This window comes from Variovorax paradoxus (genome assembly GCF_902712855.1).
Taxonomy (GTDB): Bacteria; Pseudomonadota; Gammaproteobacteria; order Burkholderiales; family Burkholderiaceae_C; genus Variovorax; species Variovorax paradoxus_Q.
In genome coordinates this window covers 4,575,400-4,594,008 of the sequence record NZ_LR743507.1, presented here as the reverse complement: position 1 = coordinate 4,594,008, position 18,609 = coordinate 4,575,400, and the positions used below count along the sequence as shown (strand labels likewise).

At 68.9% G+C, this 18,609-nt stretch carries 16 protein-coding genes; 8 read left to right on the top strand and 8 right to left on the bottom strand.

Features of this window, described 5'->3' with window-relative positions:
- Positions 1-15 precede the first annotated feature (15 nt).
- A complete protein-coding gene (locus AACL56_RS21440; protein WP_339091819.1) occupies positions 16-720 on the bottom strand; it encodes a glutathione S-transferase N-terminal domain-containing protein in 705 nt (234 codons plus the stop codon).
- A gap of 50 nt (positions 721-770) precedes the next feature.
- The gene (locus AACL56_RS21435) at positions 771-1,730 is read right to left on the bottom strand and encodes a TIGR03571 family LLM class oxidoreductase (protein WP_339091818.1); all 960 of its coding nucleotides are present in this window, start codon (positions 1,728-1,730) and stop codon (positions 771-773) included.
- Between the two features lie 149 nt (positions 1,731-1,879).
- On the opposite strand from AACL56_RS21435, the gene AACL56_RS21430 reads away from it, so the two are divergent.
- From AACL56_RS21430 to AACL56_RS21415, 4 genes are all read left to right on the top strand, one after another.
- Positions 1,880-3,199 carry an MFS transporter gene (locus tag AACL56_RS21430; protein WP_339091817.1) on the top strand — a complete coding sequence of 440 codons (1,320 nt, stop codon included), beginning with the start codon at positions 1,880-1,882 and terminating at the stop codon, positions 3,197-3,199.
- Positions 3,200-3,294: 95 nt separating this feature from the next.
- Entirely contained in the window at positions 3,295-4,734 is a 1,440-nt protein-coding gene (locus tag AACL56_RS21425) for an FAD-binding oxidoreductase (RefSeq protein ID WP_339091816.1), read from the top strand.
- Positions 4,735-4,782: 48 nt separating this feature from the next.
- Entirely contained in the window at positions 4,783-6,423 is a 1,641-nt protein-coding gene (locus tag AACL56_RS21420) for a tannase/feruloyl esterase family alpha/beta hydrolase (RefSeq protein WP_339091815.1), read from the top strand.
- A 108-nt stretch (positions 6,424-6,531) separates the two neighbouring features.
- Positions 6,532-7,494: a LysR substrate-binding domain-containing protein gene (locus AACL56_RS21415; protein WP_339091813.1), complete on the top strand. Its 963-nt coding sequence runs from the start codon at positions 6,532-6,534 to the stop codon at positions 7,492-7,494.
- Here AACL56_RS21415 and AACL56_RS21410 read toward each other — a convergent pair.
- Complete coding sequence (locus tag AACL56_RS21410) at positions 7,491-8,168, bottom strand: TetR/AcrR family transcriptional regulator (protein WP_339091812.1); 678 nt, start codon at positions 8,166-8,168, stop codon at positions 7,491-7,493. The two genes, AACL56_RS21415 and AACL56_RS21410, sit on opposite strands and share 4 nt — an antisense overlap.
- 202 nt (positions 8,169-8,370) lie before the next feature.
- Here AACL56_RS21410 and AACL56_RS21405 point away from each other — a divergent pair, with 202 nt between their 5' ends.
- The 3 genes from AACL56_RS21405 to AACL56_RS21395 are packed head-to-tail and all read left to right on the top strand — an operon-like array spanning position 8,371 to position 11,881.
- The gene (locus AACL56_RS21405) at positions 8,371-9,174 is read left to right on the top strand and encodes an SDR family NAD(P)-dependent oxidoreductase (protein ID WP_339091811.1); all 804 of its coding nucleotides are present in this window, start codon (positions 8,371-8,373) and stop codon (positions 9,172-9,174) included.
- 26 nt (positions 9,175-9,200) lie between these two features.
- Entirely contained in the window at positions 9,201-10,334 is a 1,134-nt protein-coding gene (locus tag AACL56_RS21400) for a DUF5938 domain-containing protein (RefSeq protein WP_339091810.1), read from the top strand.
- Between the two features lie 14 nt (positions 10,335-10,348).
- Complete coding sequence (locus AACL56_RS21395; protein WP_339091809.1) at positions 10,349-11,881, top strand: AMP-binding protein; 1,533 nt, start codon at positions 10,349-10,351, stop codon at positions 11,879-11,881.
- A gap of 15 nt (positions 11,882-11,896) precedes the next feature.
- Here the strand turns inward: AACL56_RS21395 and AACL56_RS21390 are convergent, their stop codons facing one another.
- Positions 11,897-13,546, bottom strand: a complete 1,650-nt coding sequence (locus AACL56_RS21390) for a class I adenylate-forming enzyme family protein (RefSeq protein WP_339091808.1) — start codon at positions 13,544-13,546, stop codon at positions 11,897-11,899.
- Between the two features lie 139 nt (positions 13,547-13,685).
- Positions 13,686-14,522, bottom strand: a complete 837-nt coding sequence (locus tag AACL56_RS21385) for a hypothetical protein (RefSeq protein ID WP_339091807.1) — start codon at positions 14,520-14,522, stop codon at positions 13,686-13,688.
- A 161-nt stretch (positions 14,523-14,683) separates the two neighbouring features.
- Between AACL56_RS21385 and AACL56_RS21380 the strand changes: the two genes are divergently transcribed.
- Positions 14,684-15,346, top strand: coding sequence for a DUF1345 domain-containing protein (locus AACL56_RS21380; protein ID WP_339091806.1), 663 nt, complete (start codon positions 14,684-14,686; stop codon positions 15,344-15,346).
- A 39-nt stretch (positions 15,347-15,385) separates the two neighbouring features.
- Here the strand turns inward: AACL56_RS21380 and AACL56_RS21375 are convergent, their stop codons facing one another.
- The 3 genes from AACL56_RS21375 to AACL56_RS21365 are packed head-to-tail and all read right to left on the bottom strand — an operon-like array spanning position 15,386 to position 18,510.
- The gene (locus tag AACL56_RS21375) at positions 15,386-16,360 is read right to left on the bottom strand and encodes a DMT family transporter (RefSeq protein ID WP_339091805.1); all 975 of its coding nucleotides are present in this window, start codon (positions 16,358-16,360) and stop codon (positions 15,386-15,388) included.
- A 32-nt stretch (positions 16,361-16,392) separates the two neighbouring features.
- Positions 16,393-16,890, bottom strand: a complete 498-nt coding sequence (locus tag AACL56_RS21370; protein ID WP_339091804.1) for a methylated-DNA--[protein]-cysteine S-methyltransferase — start codon at positions 16,888-16,890, stop codon at positions 16,393-16,395.
- A 6-nt stretch (positions 16,891-16,896) separates the two neighbouring features.
- Entirely contained in the window at positions 16,897-18,510 is a 1,614-nt protein-coding gene (locus AACL56_RS21365; RefSeq protein WP_339091803.1) for a DNA-3-methyladenine glycosylase 2 family protein, read from the bottom strand.
- Between the last annotated feature and the right edge of the window lie 99 nt (positions 18,511-18,609).

Genomic DNA, 18,609 nt, shown 5'->3' with positions numbered 1-18,609 from the left:
GCCCCATGAACCGGGTCAGCCCCGCTTGGGGATGTTCAGGCCGCGTGCCACTGCGGGGCGCGCCACGAAGGCCTCGAGCACACGGGCCACGTTCTTGAAGTCCTTGAAGCCCACCAGATCGCCTGCTTCGTAGAAGCCGACGAGGTTGCGGATCCACGGGAAGGTGGCGATGTCGGCAATGCTGTAGTCATTGCCCAGGATCCACTTGCGGCCGTCCAGGTGCTTGTCGAGCACGCCGAGCAGGCGCTTCGATTCGGCGACGTAGCGGTCGCGCGGACGCTTGTCCTCGTAGTCCTTGCCGACGAACTTGTTGAAGAAGCCGAGCTGGCCGAACATCGGGCCGATGCCGCCCATCTGGAACATCACCCACTGCAGGGCTTCGTAGCGGCCCGCGGTGTCCTGCGGCATGAGCTTGCCGGTCTTCGACGCCAGGTACACCAGGATGGCGCCCGACTCGAACAGCGGCAGCGGCTTGCCGTCGGGACCGTTCGGGTCGAGGATGGCCGGGATCTTGTTGTTCGGGTTGAGCGACAGGAACTCCGGCGACATCTGGTCCTGCGTCTCGAAGCTCACGAGGTGCACTTCGTAGGGCAGGCCGGTTTCCTCCAGCATTATCGACACCTTCACGCCGTTGGGCGTGGGCAGCGAGTAGAGCTGCAGGCGGTCGGGATGCTGCGCGGGCCATTTCTTGGTGATGGGGAAGCTCGAGAGATCGGTCATTTTTCAAGGTCCTTGAGAAGGGGAACGGCAAGCGCCGGATTCTGCCCGCGTCAGCGCGGCGGCGTGCGCACGTGGCCTTGCAGGCGCGGCAGCACGTCGCGCCCGAGTTCGTCGATCACGTCCATGGCGGGGCGGTGCCCGCGCACGAGGTTCAGCAGCACGTGCGCAACGCCGGCGTCCTCGAGGCGGTCGAGGTAGCCGACGAGCGCGCGGCGCCCGGTGCGCAGGCCGAGTTCGATAGGCTCGGCTGGCGCATCCGCGTCGTCGAGCAGGTCGAGCTGCAGCGACTGCACGAAGGGCTTGGCCTCGCCGCCGGCACGCTCGCGCAACGCGCCCTGCCACAGGCCGATGCGCCCCTGCTGGCGCGCCTCGTCGCAGTGGTAGGTGGCCCAGCCGTCGGCATGCGCGGCAGTCCATTGCAGCGACTGGCGCGCCGAGCCCACCACCAGCATGCCGATGCGCGCTGGGGGCGGCGTCATCAGGTCGTGTCCACCGGTGGCCTCGAGCAAGGCAGCGCGCTCCGCGGCCTCGGGCGAGAGCGCGGAACGCAACAGCGTCCAGCGTTCGCGAAAGGCCTCGCCGCGGCGTTCGATGTCCTGCCCGAAGATCGCGAACTCGGCCTCGCGGTCGCCCGAGCCGAGGCCCAGGACGAGCCGCTCGCCCGACAGCCTGTTCAGCGACAGCGCCGACTTGGCCACGTGCAGCGGATGACGCAGCGGCAGCACCGCCGCAGCCGTGCCGAGCGCGATGCGCTGCGTGGCCGCGGCCAGTGTGGCGAGCCACACAAAGGGCTCGTCGAGCACCGAAATCTCGTCGCCCTGCGGAACCATCACCGGCACATCGCGCGTCCACAGCGCGGCAAACCCGAGTTCGTCGGCGAGCCTGGCGGCGCGCAGCTCGAGTGCAGGGTCGCACATGGAACCGTTGGGCCGCGCCACCGGTGTCATCAGGCCCAAGGTGAGCCGGCCGGCGAGCAGCGTCTGCCGGTAGGCGATGTTGAAAGGGGGCATGACGGAAATGATGGCATGGCAATCTCGTTCGGAGATGCGTCGATCTTTAATCCATATGAATCCTGCGCGTAAACCCGCTGCGGCGATGCGGGCGGCGGCCGCGACCATCGGCTGCACCCCAGAGACGAACGAAAGCGAGAGGCGTCCCCATGACCACCACCACCGCCGCGGCCGGGCCCTACAAGGGCCGGTTCGACACCACTTCCGACGCCGTCTACCGCAAGGTCGGCTGGCGCCTGATCCCGCTGCTGTTTCTCTGCTACATCGTGGCTTACCTCGATCGCGTGAACGTCGGCTTCGCCAAGCTGCAGATGCAGGGCGACCTGCAATTCAGCGAGGCGGTGTACGGGCTGGGCGCGGGCATCTTCTTCATCGGCTACTTTCTCTTCGAAGTGCCGAGCAACGTGGTGCTGCACCGCGTGGGCGCGCGCCGCTGGATCGCGCGGATCATGATCACCTGGGGCCTGCTCTCCGCCGCCACCATGTTCGTGAGTTCGCCGACCTCGTTCTACGTGATCCGGTTCCTGCTGGGCGCGGCCGAGGCGGGCTTCTTCCCCGGCATCATCCTGTACCTCACCTACTGGTACCCGGCTGCGCGCCGCAGCAAGGCCACGTCGCTGTTCCTCGCGGCGATCCCGTTCGCGGGCATCCTGGGCGGCCCGATCTCCGGATGGATCCTGCAGGGCATGGGCGGCATCAACGGCTGGGCCGGCTGGCAGTGGCTGTTCCTGCTTCAGGGCCTGCCGACCGTGGCGCTGGGCATGGTGGTGTGGCGCTGCCTCGACGACCGCGTGAAGGATGCGCAATGGCTCACGCCCGCCGAGCGCGAGCTCATTGCCCGCGACATCGCCGCCGACGGCGCGGGCAAGGCCGAGCCGCGCATCCTCAACGTGCTCGGCAACGGCCGCGTGTGGCTGCTGGCGCTGGTGTACTTCGCCTACACGTCGGGGCTGTACGGCATCTCGTTCTGGTTGCCCAGCATCATCAAGGCGATCGGCGTTAAGGGCGCGCTCGACATCGGCCTGCTCAGCGCCATCCCCTGGACATTCGGCGTCGTCGCGATGTACCTCATGGCGCGCAGCGCCGACCGCCGGCTCGAGTACCGCTGGCACAGTGCGCTGGCGGCCGTGGTCGGCGCCGTGGGCCTGGTGCTGAGCGTGGCCTTCCACGGCAACGCGACGCTTGCGATGGCCGGCCTCACGCTCGCGACCATGGGCATCATGTCGACGCTGCCCATCTTCTGGGGCATGCCGACCGCGTTCCTCGGTGGTGCGGCGGCGGCTGCGGGCATCGCGCTCATCAACTCCTTCGGCAATCTCTCGGGCTTCAGCGCACCGTTTCTCATCGGCTTGATCAAGGACGCGACGCAAAGCACCGACGCGGGCCTGCACATGCTCGCAGGGCTCCTGGTGCTCGGCGCCGTGCTGGTGCTGTTCGTCAGGCCCGAGCGTGCCGCGCCGAACCGTTGATGCCTGACGCATTGATGCACTGAAGCTCCGGCCGATTCGGTCCCCGTGCCGCGGCGTTCGCCGCTGTGCCTTTCCCCGCCTTTTGAAAGAACCCCATGGATGCGGTTGTGAGTACCCCTGCGCGTTCGAACGCGCCCGCCGTGGCCCGGCGATCCCCGTCGCCCGAACTGGTCGCGCTGCTGCAGCGCAGGTTCGCAGAGCGCTTTTCCACCAGCCAGGCCGTGCTGCTGCAGCACGGCACCGACGAGTCGGCCTACCGGCCGCAGCCGCCCGACGCGGTGGTGTTCGTGCGCAGCACCGACGAGGTCGCCTTCGTGGTGCGCGCCTGCGCCCGCGAGCGCGTGCCGCTCATCGGCTTCGGCGTGGGCTCCTCGGTCGAGGGGCACCTGCTGGCCGTCGAGGGCGGCGTGTGCATCGACTTCTCGCAGATGAACAAGGTGCTGGCCATCCGCGCCGGCGACCTCACGGCCACGGTCGAGGCCGGCGTGACGCGGGGCCAGCTCAATGCCGCACTGTCGGAGTCGGGCTTCTTCTTCTCGGTCGACCCCGGCGCGGACGCATCCATCGGCGGCATGGTCGCCACGGCCGCATCGGGCACCAACACCGTCCGCTACGGCACCATGCGCGACAACCTCGTGAGCCTCACCGTGGTCACCGCCAGCGGCGACGTCGTGCGCACGGCATCGCATGCGCGCAAGAGCTCGGCGGGCTACAACCTCACGCAGCTCTACTGCGGCTCCGAGGGCACGCTGGGGTTGATCACCGAGGCCACGGTGCGGCTGCATCCGCACCCCGAGGCGTATGCGGCGGCGGTGGTGCATTTCCCCACCGTGCGCGCGGCGGTCGACTGCGTGATCGAGTCGATCCAGATGGGCGTGCCGCTCGCGCGCGCCGAGATGCTCGATGCGTTGACCATCCGCGCCGTGAACGCGCACAGCCGCACCGCGCTGAGCGAGAACCCGACGCTGTTCCTCGAGTTCGGCGCGAGCAAGGCGCAGATCGACGAGCAGGCGGACATCGTGCGCGAGATCGCAGGCAACCATGGCGGCGGTGCCTTCCAGTGGGCCAACCGGCCCGAGGAGCGCTCGCGCCTGTGGACGCCGCGCCATCACGCCTACTTCGCGTGCCTGCAGCTGAAGGCGGGCAGCCGCAGCCTGACCACCGACGCCTGCGTGCCGCTGTCCGCACTTGCGCAATGCATCGACGAGACGCAGGCCGACATCGCCGCACACGGCCTGCTCGCACCGGTGTTCGGCCACGTCGGCGACGGCAACTTCCATTGCCTGGTGCTGGTGGACCCGGCCAGCGCCATCGAGAACGAGGCCGCGGAGGCCTTCAGCCATCGGCTGGTGCAGCGCGCGATCCGCCATGGCGGCACCTCGACCGGCGAGCACGGCGTGGGACTGCACAAGATGAAGTACCTGGCCGAGGAGCACGGCGAGCACACCGTGGCGCTGATGCGCGCCGTGAAGCAGGCGCTGGACCCGCACGACATCTTCAACCCCGGCAAGGTCGTCGGGCCGGCCGGCGCCTGAGCGAATCCAGCACCCCATCAAGGAGACAGAAGAATGAGGAACGTCCCGATGAATTCGATCGCCCGCCGTGCGCTGGTCGCCGTGGCCGTCGCCGCGCTCGCAGCCGGATGCGGCGGCGGTGGCGGCAGCGGAAGCGGCTTTCTTCCGCTGTTGCCTTCCGCGCCCCCGCCGTCCAGTCCGCCGCCCGCCGCACCGCCGCCACCGGCGATGTCGCTCGGTGACAAGTGCCCCACGCTCAAGGGCGGGAGTTTCGGCGCAGGCGCGGTCGTCATCGACGATGCCAGGGTGATGTCCGCGGCGGCGCCGCAGCCGGAGTACTGCGTGGTCACCGCCAGCTTCAAGGGCTCGAGCCTTCGCTTCGAAGCGCGCCTGCCCACGTCGGGCTGGAACGGCAAGCTCGCCTTCATCGGCGGCGGCGGCTTCGACGGGCAGCTGCCCAAGGCGAGCGATCCGCAGTTCAGCCCTTCGATCTTCAGCGAGCGCTACGCCACCATCGGCACCAATGGCGGCTACGACTACGGCGGTCCGGCCGACGCGGGCTACTTTGCGGCGCGCTTCGCTGCCGATCCGGCCAAGCTGCTCGACTTCACCCAGCAGTCGGAACACCGCGCGCTGCCGCCGGGCAAGGAACTGATCGCGGCCTTCTTCGGCAGCGCGCCCGCGCGCAGCTACTTCGAAGGCTGCTCGATGGGCGGGCACGATGCGCTGATGCAGGCGCAGCGCTTTCCCGACGACTTCGACGGCATCGTGGCGCGCGCACCGGCGGGCAACATCATGGGACTGTTCATGCAGTTCAACCGCATCTCGAAGCAGGTGCGCACGCCGGCCCACACGCTCAACCCGGCCAAGCAGACCCTGCTGGCCAACGCGGTGCTCGCGCAGTGCGACGCACTCGACGGTGTGGCCGACGGCATCGTTTCGAAGCCCGCGGCCTGCAACTACGACCCCACGCCGCTGCGCTGCGCGGGCGGTGGCGACACCGGCGACACCTGCCTGTCGGACGCGCAGCTCGCCACGGTGAACACCATCACCTCGGCGGTGGCCACTTCGGACAACACCTGGTCGCACCCGGGCTACAACTTCGGGCTGGAGAACACCGCGGAAGGCTGGGGCTCCTACATCTGGCCGCAGGCGGCGCTGGGCGGCAACTCGATCCAGGGCATGTTCTCCGATGGCTTCGTGCGCTCCTTCATCACGCAGGACCCGACGTTCGACACGCTCGCCTGGAACCCCGACCAATGGCTGGCGCGCATGGGCGTCATCGGCGGCCTGTTCAGCGCGGCCGACCCCGACCTGAACCGGCTGCATGCGCGCAGCGCGAAGCTGATCATGTGGAACGGCACCAACGACACCTCGGTGAGTGCGCGCGACACTTCGCGCTACTACGACCAGGTGGTGGGAACGTTGGGGCGGCAGAAGGCCGACGAGACGGTGGAACTGTTCCTGGCGCCCGGCGTGGGCCACTGCTACGGCGGGCCCGGAGCCGACAAGGTCGACCTGCTGAAGGCGATGTCGACGTGGGTGGAGCAGGGCGTGCCTGCGTCGGCGCAGAAGCTGGTGCAGCGCAAGGTCGACGCGGCCAGCGGCGCCACGGTGCTTTCCCGGCCGATGTGCAAGTACCCTGCCTACCCGCGCTACAAGGGCGCGGGCGACGTGAACGATGCCGCCAGCTTCGACTGCGTGAACTGAGGCTTCCAGGGGCCTTGCGCGGCATTGTCCGACCCTGCGCCTGCCAGGGCCCCACCTAGAATGACCGGCCGCCGCCACGCCCCGTGGTGCGCGGCCGGAGACCTGCCGATGGAACTGCGCCAGTTCAAGTATTTCGTTGCCATCGTGGATTGCGGCAGCCTGTCGCGCGCGGCGCAGCAACTGTTCATTGCACAGTCGGCCCTGAGCAAGCAGATGACGGAGCTCGAGTCGGAGCTCGGCTCGCAGCTGCTGCTGCGCAGCCGCAACGGCGTGGCCATGACGGAGGCCGGCAAGGTCTTCTACGAATATGCGCAAGGCATCACCAAGCAGGTGAGCGACGCCAAGGCGGCGGTGCTGGTGGCGGCCGATTCGGTGTCCGGCTCGGTGGTGGCGGCGCTGCCGCAGAGCGTGTCGCCCATGATCGCGCTGCCGCTGATGCGCGCCGCGGCGCGTCGATATCCCGACGTGGTGCTGCACCTGAACGAGGAACTCACCGGCAACATGGCCGACCAGCTGCTGCGCGGCCGTGTCGACGTGGCGGTGTTCTCGCCCACCATGCCCGCGGAAGACATCGCGTTCACACCGCTGGTGGAGGAGGACTTCGTGTTTCTCGAGTCGCCGCAGAGCGCGCATGCGCTGCCGGCCGGCGACGTGAGCATCGCGCAGGCCACCGCGCGTCCGCTGGTGTGGCCTGCCAATGCGCACGGGCACTGCACGCGGTGGCTGGTGGATGCGGTGCTCGAAGGCGCAGGGCATTCTGCGGCGCAGGTGGCCGCGGAAATCAATTCCGTCTATACGCTGAAGGCAGCGGTGGAAGCGGGCCTCGGGCCGACCATCATGCCGTTCGGTCTCGCGCAGCGCGAGGTGGAGGAAGGCCGCATGGCGGCGCACCGCATCGATTCGCCTTCGATGTTCCGCACGCTGGGGCTGTGCGTGTCGGTCCACCTGCCGACCACCAACGCGAAGCGCGCGGTGTGCGCGCTGATCGGCGAGGTCATGCGCGACCTGTGCGAGAGCGGGCAGTGGGCAGGCGCGCGTGCCGTCGCTGCGCCGAAGAAAGCGAAAGCCTAGACGGCCTTCGCCTTTCGCGAAGGCGTGGCTGCGGCCGGGGCAGCGAACAGATGCGAGATGGCCTGGCGCACATGGGCCTGCATGTCGGGCACGGCCTGGGCGTCGCCCGAGAGATGCTTCAGCAGCGCCTGCTGGAAGAGCCCGTCGAAGAGCGCGTAGGTGGCCGAAGGCGGCATGCCGGCCGGGCGGCCCGAGAGCTCGGCGAAGCGGCTCATGATGCGCCAGATCATGTCTTCGAGGCTCTTGTCGATCTGCACCACGTCGGCGCGGAAGGCTTCCTCGAACAGCGCCTGCGAACGCAGGTCGTACCAGAGCCGGTGCACGTGGCCTTCGGCGCGCAGCGTGTCGCCCAGGCTCTGCAGGAAGCCTTCCATGAGTTCGTCGTAGGTGGCGGCGTTTTCCACGGCATGGTCGTAGCGCGTGACGCAGCGGGCCTTGTACTGCTTGACGCTGCAGATGATCAGGTCGACCTTGTCGCTGAAGTAGTAGTGCAGGACGCCGTGCGAGAACTCGGAGTTCTGCGCGATCTCGCGCAGGCTGGTGCGTGCGTAGCCGAGCGCGGCCAGCGTGGTGAGCGCCGCTTCGCCGAGTTCGGCGCGGCGCTCCGAGAACTTGTCGACCCGTGCCTTGGGCACCCGTTCCGCGTGTTTCTTGACCCGTTGATGTGTCGTCATTGAAAGCCGGGCCGCTGCGTGCCGGCCAATGTGTTCTTCGTGATTCGAAACCATAGCACGCAAGCGGGAGAACCCGCATCCGGCGTGCCACCGATACCTTTCCGGAAAGTCTTGACGCACGTCAAACAAAAACTTGACACGCGTCAAGTCGATTTCTAGCATGGCCTTTCCATCTCATAACCAGATCCACAGGAGACAAGTGATGGCCAAGTTCGACTTGAAAGGGCGCAGGGCGCTCGTGACGGGTGGCGCGCGCGGCATCGGCGCCAGCATCGCCGAAGCACTGGCCGCCGCCGGCGCTTCGGTGATGATCGGCGACGTGCTCGCCGACCTCGGGCGGGAAACCGCCTCGAGGCTGTCGGCGTCGGGAGCGAAGGTGGGCTTCGTTCCGCTCGACGTCACGAAGGACGCCGACTGGGCCTCCGCCGCCGAGACCACGGTGAAGGAACTCGGCGGCTTCGACATCCTCGTGAACAACGCAGGCATAGAGATCACCTCGCTGGTGGTCGACGTCGACGGCGACGACCTGCGCCGCATGCTCGACGTGAACGTGGCCGGCACGCTGCTCGGCATGAAGCACGCGTTCCGCACGATGCGTCCCGGCGGCAGTGCGGGCGGCGGCGGGGCGGTCGTCAACATCGCATCGGTCGCGGCCACCATCGCGTTCCCGGCCATCGCGGGCTACTCCGCCACCAAGTCCGCCGTGGATCGCGCCACGCGCGTGGCGGCCATGGAGTCCGGCAAGCTGGGCTACGGCGTGCGCGTGAACTGCATCTACCCCGGGCTGGTGCCCACCGACATGGGCATGAAGCTGGCCAACGACATCGTGGCCGCCGGGCTCGCCCCCAGCGTGGAAGCGGCCGTGGGCGACGTGGTCGGCCAGACGCCGCTCGGGCGCCTTGGCGAGGTCGGCGACATGGCCGACGTGGTGGTCTTCCTCTGCAGCGACGCGGCCCGGTTCATCACCGGCGCCGGTGTGGCGGTGGACGGCGGCATGGGCATGTGATCGCACGGCATCAAGGAGACAAGCACATGAGCAGCAAGAAGAAACCCGTCGTCGTCTACGGCGCCTCCGGCTACACCGGCCGCCTGGTCTGCGAGTACCTGCGCGAGTACAACATCCCCTTCGTTGCCGCTGGCCGCAGCGCGCAGAAGGTGGGAGAGGCCATGAAGTCCAACGTGCCCGGCATCGAGACTGCCAGCTACGAGGTGGTGGAGGTCGGGCATTCGGTGGCGGCACTCACCGAGCTCTTCACCGGTGCGTCGGTCGTGCTCAACACTGTCGGGCCGTTCGCCAGGTTCGGCCCCGAGGTGGTCGAGGCCTGCCTGGCCGCCGGCTGCCACTACACCGACACCACCGGCGAGCAGGACTGGCTCATCACGCTCGAACGGGAGTGGGGCCGCAAGTTCGCGGCTGCCAGCCTGCTGCTGTCGCCCGGACTGGCGCACATGTACACCACCGGCGAGATCGCGGCGCAGCTGTGCCTGGAGACACCGGGGCTCGACACGCTGGACATCGGCGTGTTCTGGGGCGGCAGCCCGACCATCGCATCCACCCAGACCATCCTGGTCAATGCCGCCACCTCGAAGGCCTACTACCTGGAGCAGAACGAGTACGTCGAATGGCAGCCCGACGCGGGCCTCTACCACCTGTCGATTCCCGGGCAGCACGAAGCGGCGCTGGCATTGCCCTGGGGCGGCACCTCGCACCCGGTGTGGTTCAAGCGCGACCCGCGCGTGGCCAACGTGAAGGTGCTCGGCGGCGTCTTCAACAAGGCGCTGATGCAGGGCGTGCCGCAGATCGTGGCTGCCGCGCTCAAGGCCACCGAGGGCATGAACGACGATGACCGCTATGCGGCGCTGGCGCAGACCGCGTCCGGTGTGATGAACACCATGCCGCCGCGCGAGAACCCGCGCATCAACAAGTCCGTCGATTCGGTGCATGCCTCCGGGCCCCTGGGCCGCGTGCACTGCGTGATCTACGGCAACTGCAACTACAAGCAGACCGGCCTGCTGCAGGCCTATGCGGCGGTCTCGCTGCTGCAGCAGGCGCCCAAGTGCGTCGGCTTCGCATCGGGCTGCCAGGCCTTCGGCCACCGCGAACTGCTGGGCGTGCTGAGAAGCTTCGGCCTCGTGATGGAGCCGGTGCTGACGGCGCACCGCTGACACCGGAGGCCGCCATGCGCTTGATCGACTACCTGGACAAGGGCGCATCGCTGGGGCCCGGCGCGCCCTGCCTGCGCATGGGGGCCGTGCAGCTCTCGTACGGCGACGTGCAGCGCTTCAGCTGCCGCGTCGCGCGCGGGCTGCAGCGCCGCGGCATCGCGCCGGGCAGCAAGGTGGCGGTGCTGTCGGGCAACGACCCGATCGCCTTCGGCTGCGTCTTCGGCCTGTCGCGCGCCGCGGCGGTGTGGTGCCCGGTGAATCCGCGCAACGAGGCCGCCGAGAACCGCCATGTGCTCGACGCCTTCGATTGCAGCTGCCTCATCTTCCACAGCAACTACGCACCGCTGGTCGAGCAGATGCGCGGCGACCTGCCGAAGCTGAAGACGCTCGTTTGCCTCGACCGCGAGGTGCCTTTCGCGCCTTCGCTGGCGCAATGGCTGGCCGGCGAGAGCGACGCGCCGATCGACGTGGCGCCCATCGACGACGTGGCCATGATCGCCGGCACCGGCGGCACCACCGGGCAGCCCAAGGGCGTGATGCTGTCGGGTCGAAACCTCGAGGCGATGTCGGCTCTGACGCTGATGGGCTATCCGTTCGAAGGCCGACCGTCCTACCTCGCGCTGGCGCCGCTCACGCACGCGGCCGGCGTGCTGTGCCTGCCGGTGATGGCGCTCGGCGGGCAGATCGTGATCATGCCCAAGCCCGACCTGGGCGAGTTCCTCGAACTCATCGAAGAACACCGCATCACGCACACCTTCCTGCCGCCTACGCTGATCTACATGCTGCTGCAGCATCCGCAACTGGCCGCCACCCGCCTCGATTCGCTGCAGTGCTTCTGGTACGGCGCGGCACCGATGTCGGTCGCGCGGCTCGAGGAAGCGTTGCAGAAGATCGGTCCCGTCATGGCACAGCTCTTTGGCCAGACCGAGGCACCGATGATGATCTCGATGATGTCGCCGCGCGAGCATTTCAACGCCGACGGCAGCGTGGCGGTGCATCGGCTGTCGTCGGCCGGGCGGCCGGGCGCGCTGGTGCAGGTGGGCGTGATGAACGCCGAGGGCGAACTGCTGCCCACCGGCGAGAGCGGCGAGATCGTGGTGCGCGGCTCGCTCGTGATGATGGGCTACTACAAGGACCCGCGCGCCACCGAGGAGGCCTCGCGCTTCGGCTGGCATCACACCGGCGACATCGGGCGGCTCGATGCCGACGGCTTCCTCTACATCGTGGACCGCGCCAAGGACATGATCATCTCGGGCGGCTTCAACGTCTATTCCGCCGAAGTGGAGCAGGCCCTGATGCAGCACCCCGACGTGCAGGACAGCGCGGTGGTCGGCCTGCCCGACGAGAAATGGGGCGAGCGCGTGGTGGCGGTGCTGCAGCTGCATGCCGGGCGCCAGGTCGACCTGGAGGACATCAAGAGCTTCGTGAAGGCCCGCATCGGCAGCGTCAAGGCGCCCAAGCAGGTCGAGGTCTGGCTCGACCTGCCGCGCTCCAAGGTCGGCAAGGTGCTGAAGAAGGAAGTGCGATCGACGCTGATGGCGGGGTAGCACCCGCCTTGCGGGTCAGGCGGACCGGTACAGATCCTGGTGCGCCTTGCGCAGCTCGAATTTCTGGATCTTGCCCGTCGAGGTCATCGGCAGCGCGGCCAGGAACACGATGTTCTTCGGCACCTCGAATCCGCCGAGGTGCTCCTTGCAGTGGGCGGTGAGCATGGCCTCGGTGACATCGGCCGGCGCGTCGGGACGCCGCGTGACGAAGGCGGTGATGGCCTCGCCCCAGTGCGCATGCGGAAGTCCGACCACCGCGGCGTTCATCACGGCGGGGTGGCGCAGCAGCACCTCTTCCACCTTGATCGACGGCACGTTCTCGCCGCCCGACTTCACCATGTCCTTCAGGCGGTCGAGAAAGATCAGCTGGCCGTCACCATCCATCCTGCCGAGGTCGCCGGAGTGGTGCCAGCCGAACCGCTGCGCCTGCGCGGTGGCTTCCGGGTCCTTGTAGTAGCCGAGCATCACGTTGGGTCCGCGAAACACGATCTCGCCGACCTCGTCCGGCCCGAGCAGGTCGCCTTCCTCGCCCATCACCGCGACCTCGTTCACCAGCGTCCCCACGCCCCAATAGGAGCCGAAGCGCCTGCGCTGCTCATGCGCCTCGAAGATGGTGGCGCCCGGGTACATCTCGGTCTGCCCGGACACCAGCGCGAAGCTGGGGCAGAACTCGTCGAGCAGCCGCATCAGCAGCGTGCGCGACATCGGCGCCATCGCGTAAACGCACAGCCGCAGGCTCGAGAGATCGCGCGAGGCGCGCTGCGGATGGGCGAGGAGGGCGCCGTACATCATCGGCAGGCCGACCATCACGCTGATCCGGTGGCGCTCGATGGCATCGAGCACCGCGCCGGGGTCGAAGCCGCGCAGGATCACCAGCGCGCCGCCCACCGCGAGCGCCGACATCAGCACGGTGTGCTGCCCGCAGTGGAAGAGCGGCAGCACACTGCTCCACACGTCGGCGCGCTCGGGGCTGCTGCCCCATTCGACCATGTTGCTCAGCAGCACCGAATGCACCGAGGCGTGCGAATGCATCACGCCCTTCTGGCGGCCGGTGGTGCCGCTGGTGTACATGATGAGCGCGAGCTGCGTGCTGTCGATGGGCACGTCGGGCAAGGTGGCCAGGCCGTGCGAGCTGGCCGCCGCCACGGTGGGAGCGTTGTCGGGCGGCGTGTCGCCGTCGAGCACGCACAGGATCGGCGCGATGCCCTGGCCTTCGACCAGGGCGCGCAGTTCGGGCCGCGCATGCAGCGCGGTGTCGATCACCAGGTGACGGACCTCGGCATGCGCGAGGATGTAGCCGACGGCATCGACCGCCAGCGCGGTGTTGATCGGCACCCACACCAGCCCCGCCTTCTGGATGCCCAACAGCGCGACCACCATCTGGATGGAGTTGTTGCACAGCATGCCCACGCGCGCGCCGCTCTCGAGGCCGAGCCCCAGCAGGTGGTGGGCGAAGCGGTTCGACGCCGCGTCGAGCTCGCGGTAGGACATGCGGTGCCCGCCTTCGACGAGCGCGAGGCGGTCGCCGAAGCGGCGCGCACTGCGGTGGATCACATCGCCGAGCGCGATGCGGGCGATGCGCGAAGCCTGGGAACCAGGCGGTGTGCGTGGCGGAAAGACTGGATCGGACTGCGACGGCGCGAGGCCGTGGGCTGCTGCTGGCATGCGGTGTCTCCGTGCTTCGTTGGTGGGGCGCAGCCTAAGGCTGGCGCCACCCACGGTCTTGCGAAGACTGGCTACACGCCGGGCGCGATGGCCCCGCATGGCTGGCAGTGCCCGGCAGACGGCCGGGCTCCGGCGTCGGCTAGAAGCGTGCCTTGAGGAAAGCCGAAGGGCCTTGCAGGCGCACCTTCAGGCGTGCATCGCCGAAGTCCGCCGAGCGCGTCAGGTCGATGTTCGTCACGCCGTACGCGAGCACGAGGCCCACGTTCTTGACGGGGAACCACTCGACGCCGGCGGAGGCGTTGTAGATGTTGCCGTGGAAGCGGCCGCTGCTCTTCCACACGCCCGAGGCGTCGGCGAACAGGCGCAGGTCGGGCGAAATGGCATGACGAACGCCGATTTCGAGCAGCGGCGCCACCGCGTTGTCGCTGGAGCTGTCGCTGAGCGTGCCGACCTGGCCATTGACTGCCGCAAGGGCCGTCACGCCGAGGGTGGCGCGGTAGTAGGCCGCACCGGCGCCCAGGCCGAGCACCGTGTTGCCCGAGCCGATCCACCACTTGTAGGACAGCTTGGCGAAGTCGAGCTTGGTGTTGACGGTGGCGTTGCCGAAGGTGTTGAGCGTGCCGAAGTTGCCCAGCGACGTGCTGTTCGCGACGCCGCCCGAGTAGTCGCGCTTGTACTGGTAGTAGTCGAACGAGATGCCCTGGCTGTCGCCGAGCAGCACGTCGGCCGTGACGCGCGGCATGGTCACGCGGCCCGGCTTGATGTCGCCCGACTGCAGTGCGCCGTAGGGCGTGCTCACCGAGGCATTGAACTTGGGGTCGGCGTTGAACGCCCCGACGGAGAAACTGAAGCGGTCGAGCGCGGGCGACGGATCGGCGAGAGCAGGCGTCGCGGCGAGCAGGAGTCCGGTGCCGAACAGGGCGCCGACGGCGCCGAGACGTGCGGTCCAGTCGAGGGGGCGGGTGCGTGTCTGCATGCAGGATGTCCTTGGGTGTTGGGCTGGGGGTAAAGAAGAGTGGCTGCAACGATAGAGGCACCCCGCCGCCCGCCGGATGCGCGGATTGCCGTTGTACGTGTAGGACTCGGTCGACGGACGAATGCGACATCGGGTGGCAGGCGGCGGCGCTACAGTGCCGCATGCGCAGACACCTCTCCACCACCACCGGCCCACAGCGGCTTTTCTACGGCGCCATCGCCGGCCTTGCGACCGCCGCGGCGCTGATGCCGGTGCCGATGAGCGGCATGGCACGCGGCCTCGCCGGATGGTGCGCGGGCGTGCTGGTGTACCAGGTGCTCACCTGGTGGCTGGCCGAGACTTTCGATGCCGCGCAGACGCGCGCGCGGGCGCAGTCGCTCGACCAGCCCAATGCGGTGATCCTGGTGTCGATGCTGGTGGTGGTGGGCGTCAGCGTGGTGGCCATCGCCATGCTGCTGCAGCAGGTCCGCCAGCTCAGCGGCTGGGAGCGCGCCGCGCACGTGGTGCTCGGGCTGGTGGCGCTCGCAGGTTCGTGGCTGATGATGCATTCGATCTACGCGTTCCATTACGCGCACCGCTACTACATCGACCAGCGCGACGGCACGCCCGACGGCGGCCTCGACTTCCCGGGCAAGAACGACGCGCCCGACTACTTCGACTTCATCTACTACTCGTACGTGATCGGCATGACCTCGCAGGTCTCCGACGTGCAGGCAACCTCGAAGGACATGCGGCGCCTCACGCTGCTGCACAGCGTGCTGGCCTTCGCCTTCAACATGCTGGTACTGGCGCTCTCGGTGAACGTGGTGGCAGGTGCCATCTAGGACACACCCTGGGCGCCGCTGCAGGCAGCTTCGGCAGGATCAGGCCGTCGGCCTGCGCGGCAGGCCGAGCTTGACGATGCCGGTCGACAGCGCCACGCCGCACACGATGACGGCAGCGCAGATCAGCATCCACTGCGTGATGCCCTCGCCGAGGAACACGGCACCGTAGAACAGCGCGAACACCGGCACCAGGAAGGTCACGGTGAGCGCGCGTGCCGGGCCGGCGCGTTCGATCAGGCGGAAGAACAGGATGTAGGCCACGCCCGTGCAGGCGATGCCCAGCGCCACCAATGCGAGCCAGGCGCGCGGGCTCGGCATCTGCGCCGGCCAGAGCCAGATGGCAGGAACCGCGAGGAACAGCGTGGCGCCGATCTGGCTGCCGGTGGCCGTGGTCAGCGCGGGCACGCCGCCGAGGTGCGCGCGCGTGGCGCTGGCCGAGATGCCGTAGCACAGGCAGGCGCCCAGGCAGGCCAGCACGGCCCACAGTGCTGCATTGCCGCTGGCGCCCGCATGCAGGCCGGCGCTGCGGCTGGCCAGCATGGCCACGCCGGCAAAGCCGATCACCAGGCCCACGATGCGCGAGCCCGCCGGCCGTTCGCGGAACCAGGCCCATGCGACCAGCGCGCCGAACATGGGCACGGTGGCGTTGAGCACGGCGGCCAGGCCGGTGTTGATGGTGAGCAGCGCGAAGCAGAACAATGCGAACGGCATGCCCGAATTGAAGACGCCCACCGCGAAGCTGGCTTTCCAGTGCTTTGCGAGCGACGGCCCCTGGCCGCGCAGCAGCGCGATGGGCAGCAGGAACAGCGCGGCGATGCCCACCCGCACCGCAGCCGTGGGCAGCGCGCCGAACTCGGCGGCGCCGATGCGCATGAACAAAAAGGACGAGCCCCACAGTGCACCCAGCAGCACCAGGTCGACCAGCCATGCGGGCGAGGCGGCGCGGACGACGGGGGCCGCCGGTCCGGCGGGCTGGGCTGCGATGCTGCCGTTGTTGTTGTTCGTTGTGGTCATGCGTCTGTGGTTCTACTTCTTTGCGTGAGGGTTCAGAGCGACTTCTCGAGTTCGAGCAGGGCGGTCTTGCGTTCGAGCCCGCCAGCGTAACCGGTCAGCGAGCCATCGGCACCGAGCACGCGGTGGCACGGCACGATCACGCTGATCGGATTGCGTCCGACTGCCGCGCCGACCGCGCGCACCGCCGCCGGGTTGCCCACGTTCGCGCTCAGCGCACCGTAGCTGGTGGTGGCGCCGGCCGGGATGGCCAGAAGCTGCTGCCACACGCTCTGCTGGAACGCGGTGCCGTGCGACAGGTCGAGCTTCATGTCGAAGCGGTCGCGCCTGCCGGCGAAGTAGTCGTGCAGCTGGGCCGCCGCCTCCACGAGCGCGGGATGGTCGTCCTTCGCGATCCAGCCCGCGGTGTCGGGCCAGTGGCGCTGCTGGTCGAACCAGACGCCGGCCAGGCCCTGGTCGGTCGCGGCCATGGTGATGCCGCCGAGCGGCGTGTCGATGTGCGACGTGTAGATGACTTTGCTCTTGAACTTCATGACATTTCAGGCGGCGAGGCCTGCCGTGGTGATCAGGGGAGATGGGGTGGCGTCGCCGCCCTTGGCCGGCATGGGCGTGGTGGGCGCGGTGGGCGCGTGCCATGCACGCAGCACCGCATAGCTGCGCCATGGTCGCCAGGCCTGGGAGGCTTCGCTCGCCGCGCGCGCGGTGGTCACGCCCAGCGCCTTCTGCAGCGCGACGTCGCCGGCCGGAAAGGCGTCGGGCCACCGCAGGGCGCGCATCGCGATGTACTGCGCGGTCCAGGCGCCGATGCCGGGCAGCTCCTGCAGCGCGGCGATGGTGGAAGGCACGTCGGCGCCCGCGTGCAGCGCCAGCCTGCCGTCCGCGACCTCGCGGGCAATCGCATGCAGCGCGGTCTGCCGCTGCCGCACGATGCCGAGCTGCCCCAGCGCGTCGCCGCTGGCGGCGGCAATGGCCGCGGGCGTGGGAAAGAGCCTGTCGAGCCCGTCGATGGGCGTGGCGAGCGGCTCGCCGAAGGCCTCGACCAGCCGCGAGCCCAGCGTTCGCGCCGCCGCGACCGTGATCTGCTGGCCCAGCACCGCGCGAACCGCGAGCTCGAAGCCGTCGACCGCGCCAGGTACGCGCAGGCCGTCGCCGTGCGGAAAGGCCGCATGCAGCGCGGCATTGATGGCCATCGGCTCGGCGTCGAGGTCGAACAGCGCACGCACGCGGCTGATGACGATCGGCAGCACCGGGGCCAGCGAGTCGCTGACCGACAGCAGCACCTGTTCGCGGTCGAGGTCGAAGCCCAGCTGCAGCCAGCCCGCATGCGCCTGTCCGCCTTGCTGGACGCGCAGGGTGCGCGCCAGCTTCGCATAGGTGGGCGTGCTGCCCTTTGCCGGCGCCTTGCCGTCGGCTGTCGACATAGCCTCGATGCCGCGCAATGCGCGGCGCGCGAAGAAGCCGAGCATGGCGCTGGCGTCGTAGGGTGGGCGGAAGCCCAGCCGCACCTGGATCGCGTGGCCGCGGCTGTCCGCTTCGCCTTCGGCCGCGGCACCGCCGGCGCGGCGCATGGCGCTGGGGTTGAGGCCGTAGTGCGCGAGGAAGGCGGCATTGAAGCGGCGCACGCTCGCGAAACCGCTGGCCAGCGCCACCTGCGTCATCGGCAAGCGGGTGTCGGCGATGAGCTGCTTGGCAGCCAGCAGCCGGCGCGTCTGCAGGTACTGCAGCGGCGAGACGCCGAACTGCACCTCGAAGATGCGCCGCAGGTGGCGGTCGCTCACGCCGAGGCGCGCGGCGATCTGCGCGGCGCCGGGGCCGTCTTCCGACCAGGCGTCGGGCTCGTCGATCAGCCGCGCGGCCTGCAGCGCCAGGATGCGCGAGGCGTCCTCGGTCGACCAGCTGGCTGCGCGTGGCGCCAGTTCGGGCCGGCAGCGCAGGCAGGGGCGAAAGCCCGCGGCCTCGGCCTGCGCCGCATGGCGGAAGAACCGGCAGTTCTCGCGCCGCGGCAGCTTCACGCGGCACACCGGCCGGCAATAGATGCCGGTGGAGGTCACGGCGGTGAAGAACGAGCCGTCGAAGCGCGCGTCGTGCGTCTTCATCGCCAGGTAGCAGGCGTCGCTCTCGAGTGCTTCGGTGGGGCTGTGGCTGGTAGGCATGGAAGAAATGATAAGGTTTCGAGTCGTTTCAACTGGCCGTTTTCGGACATGTGGGTCACCGGTGCCTTGCCTACAATGCCTCGTTCCAAAAACCAACAG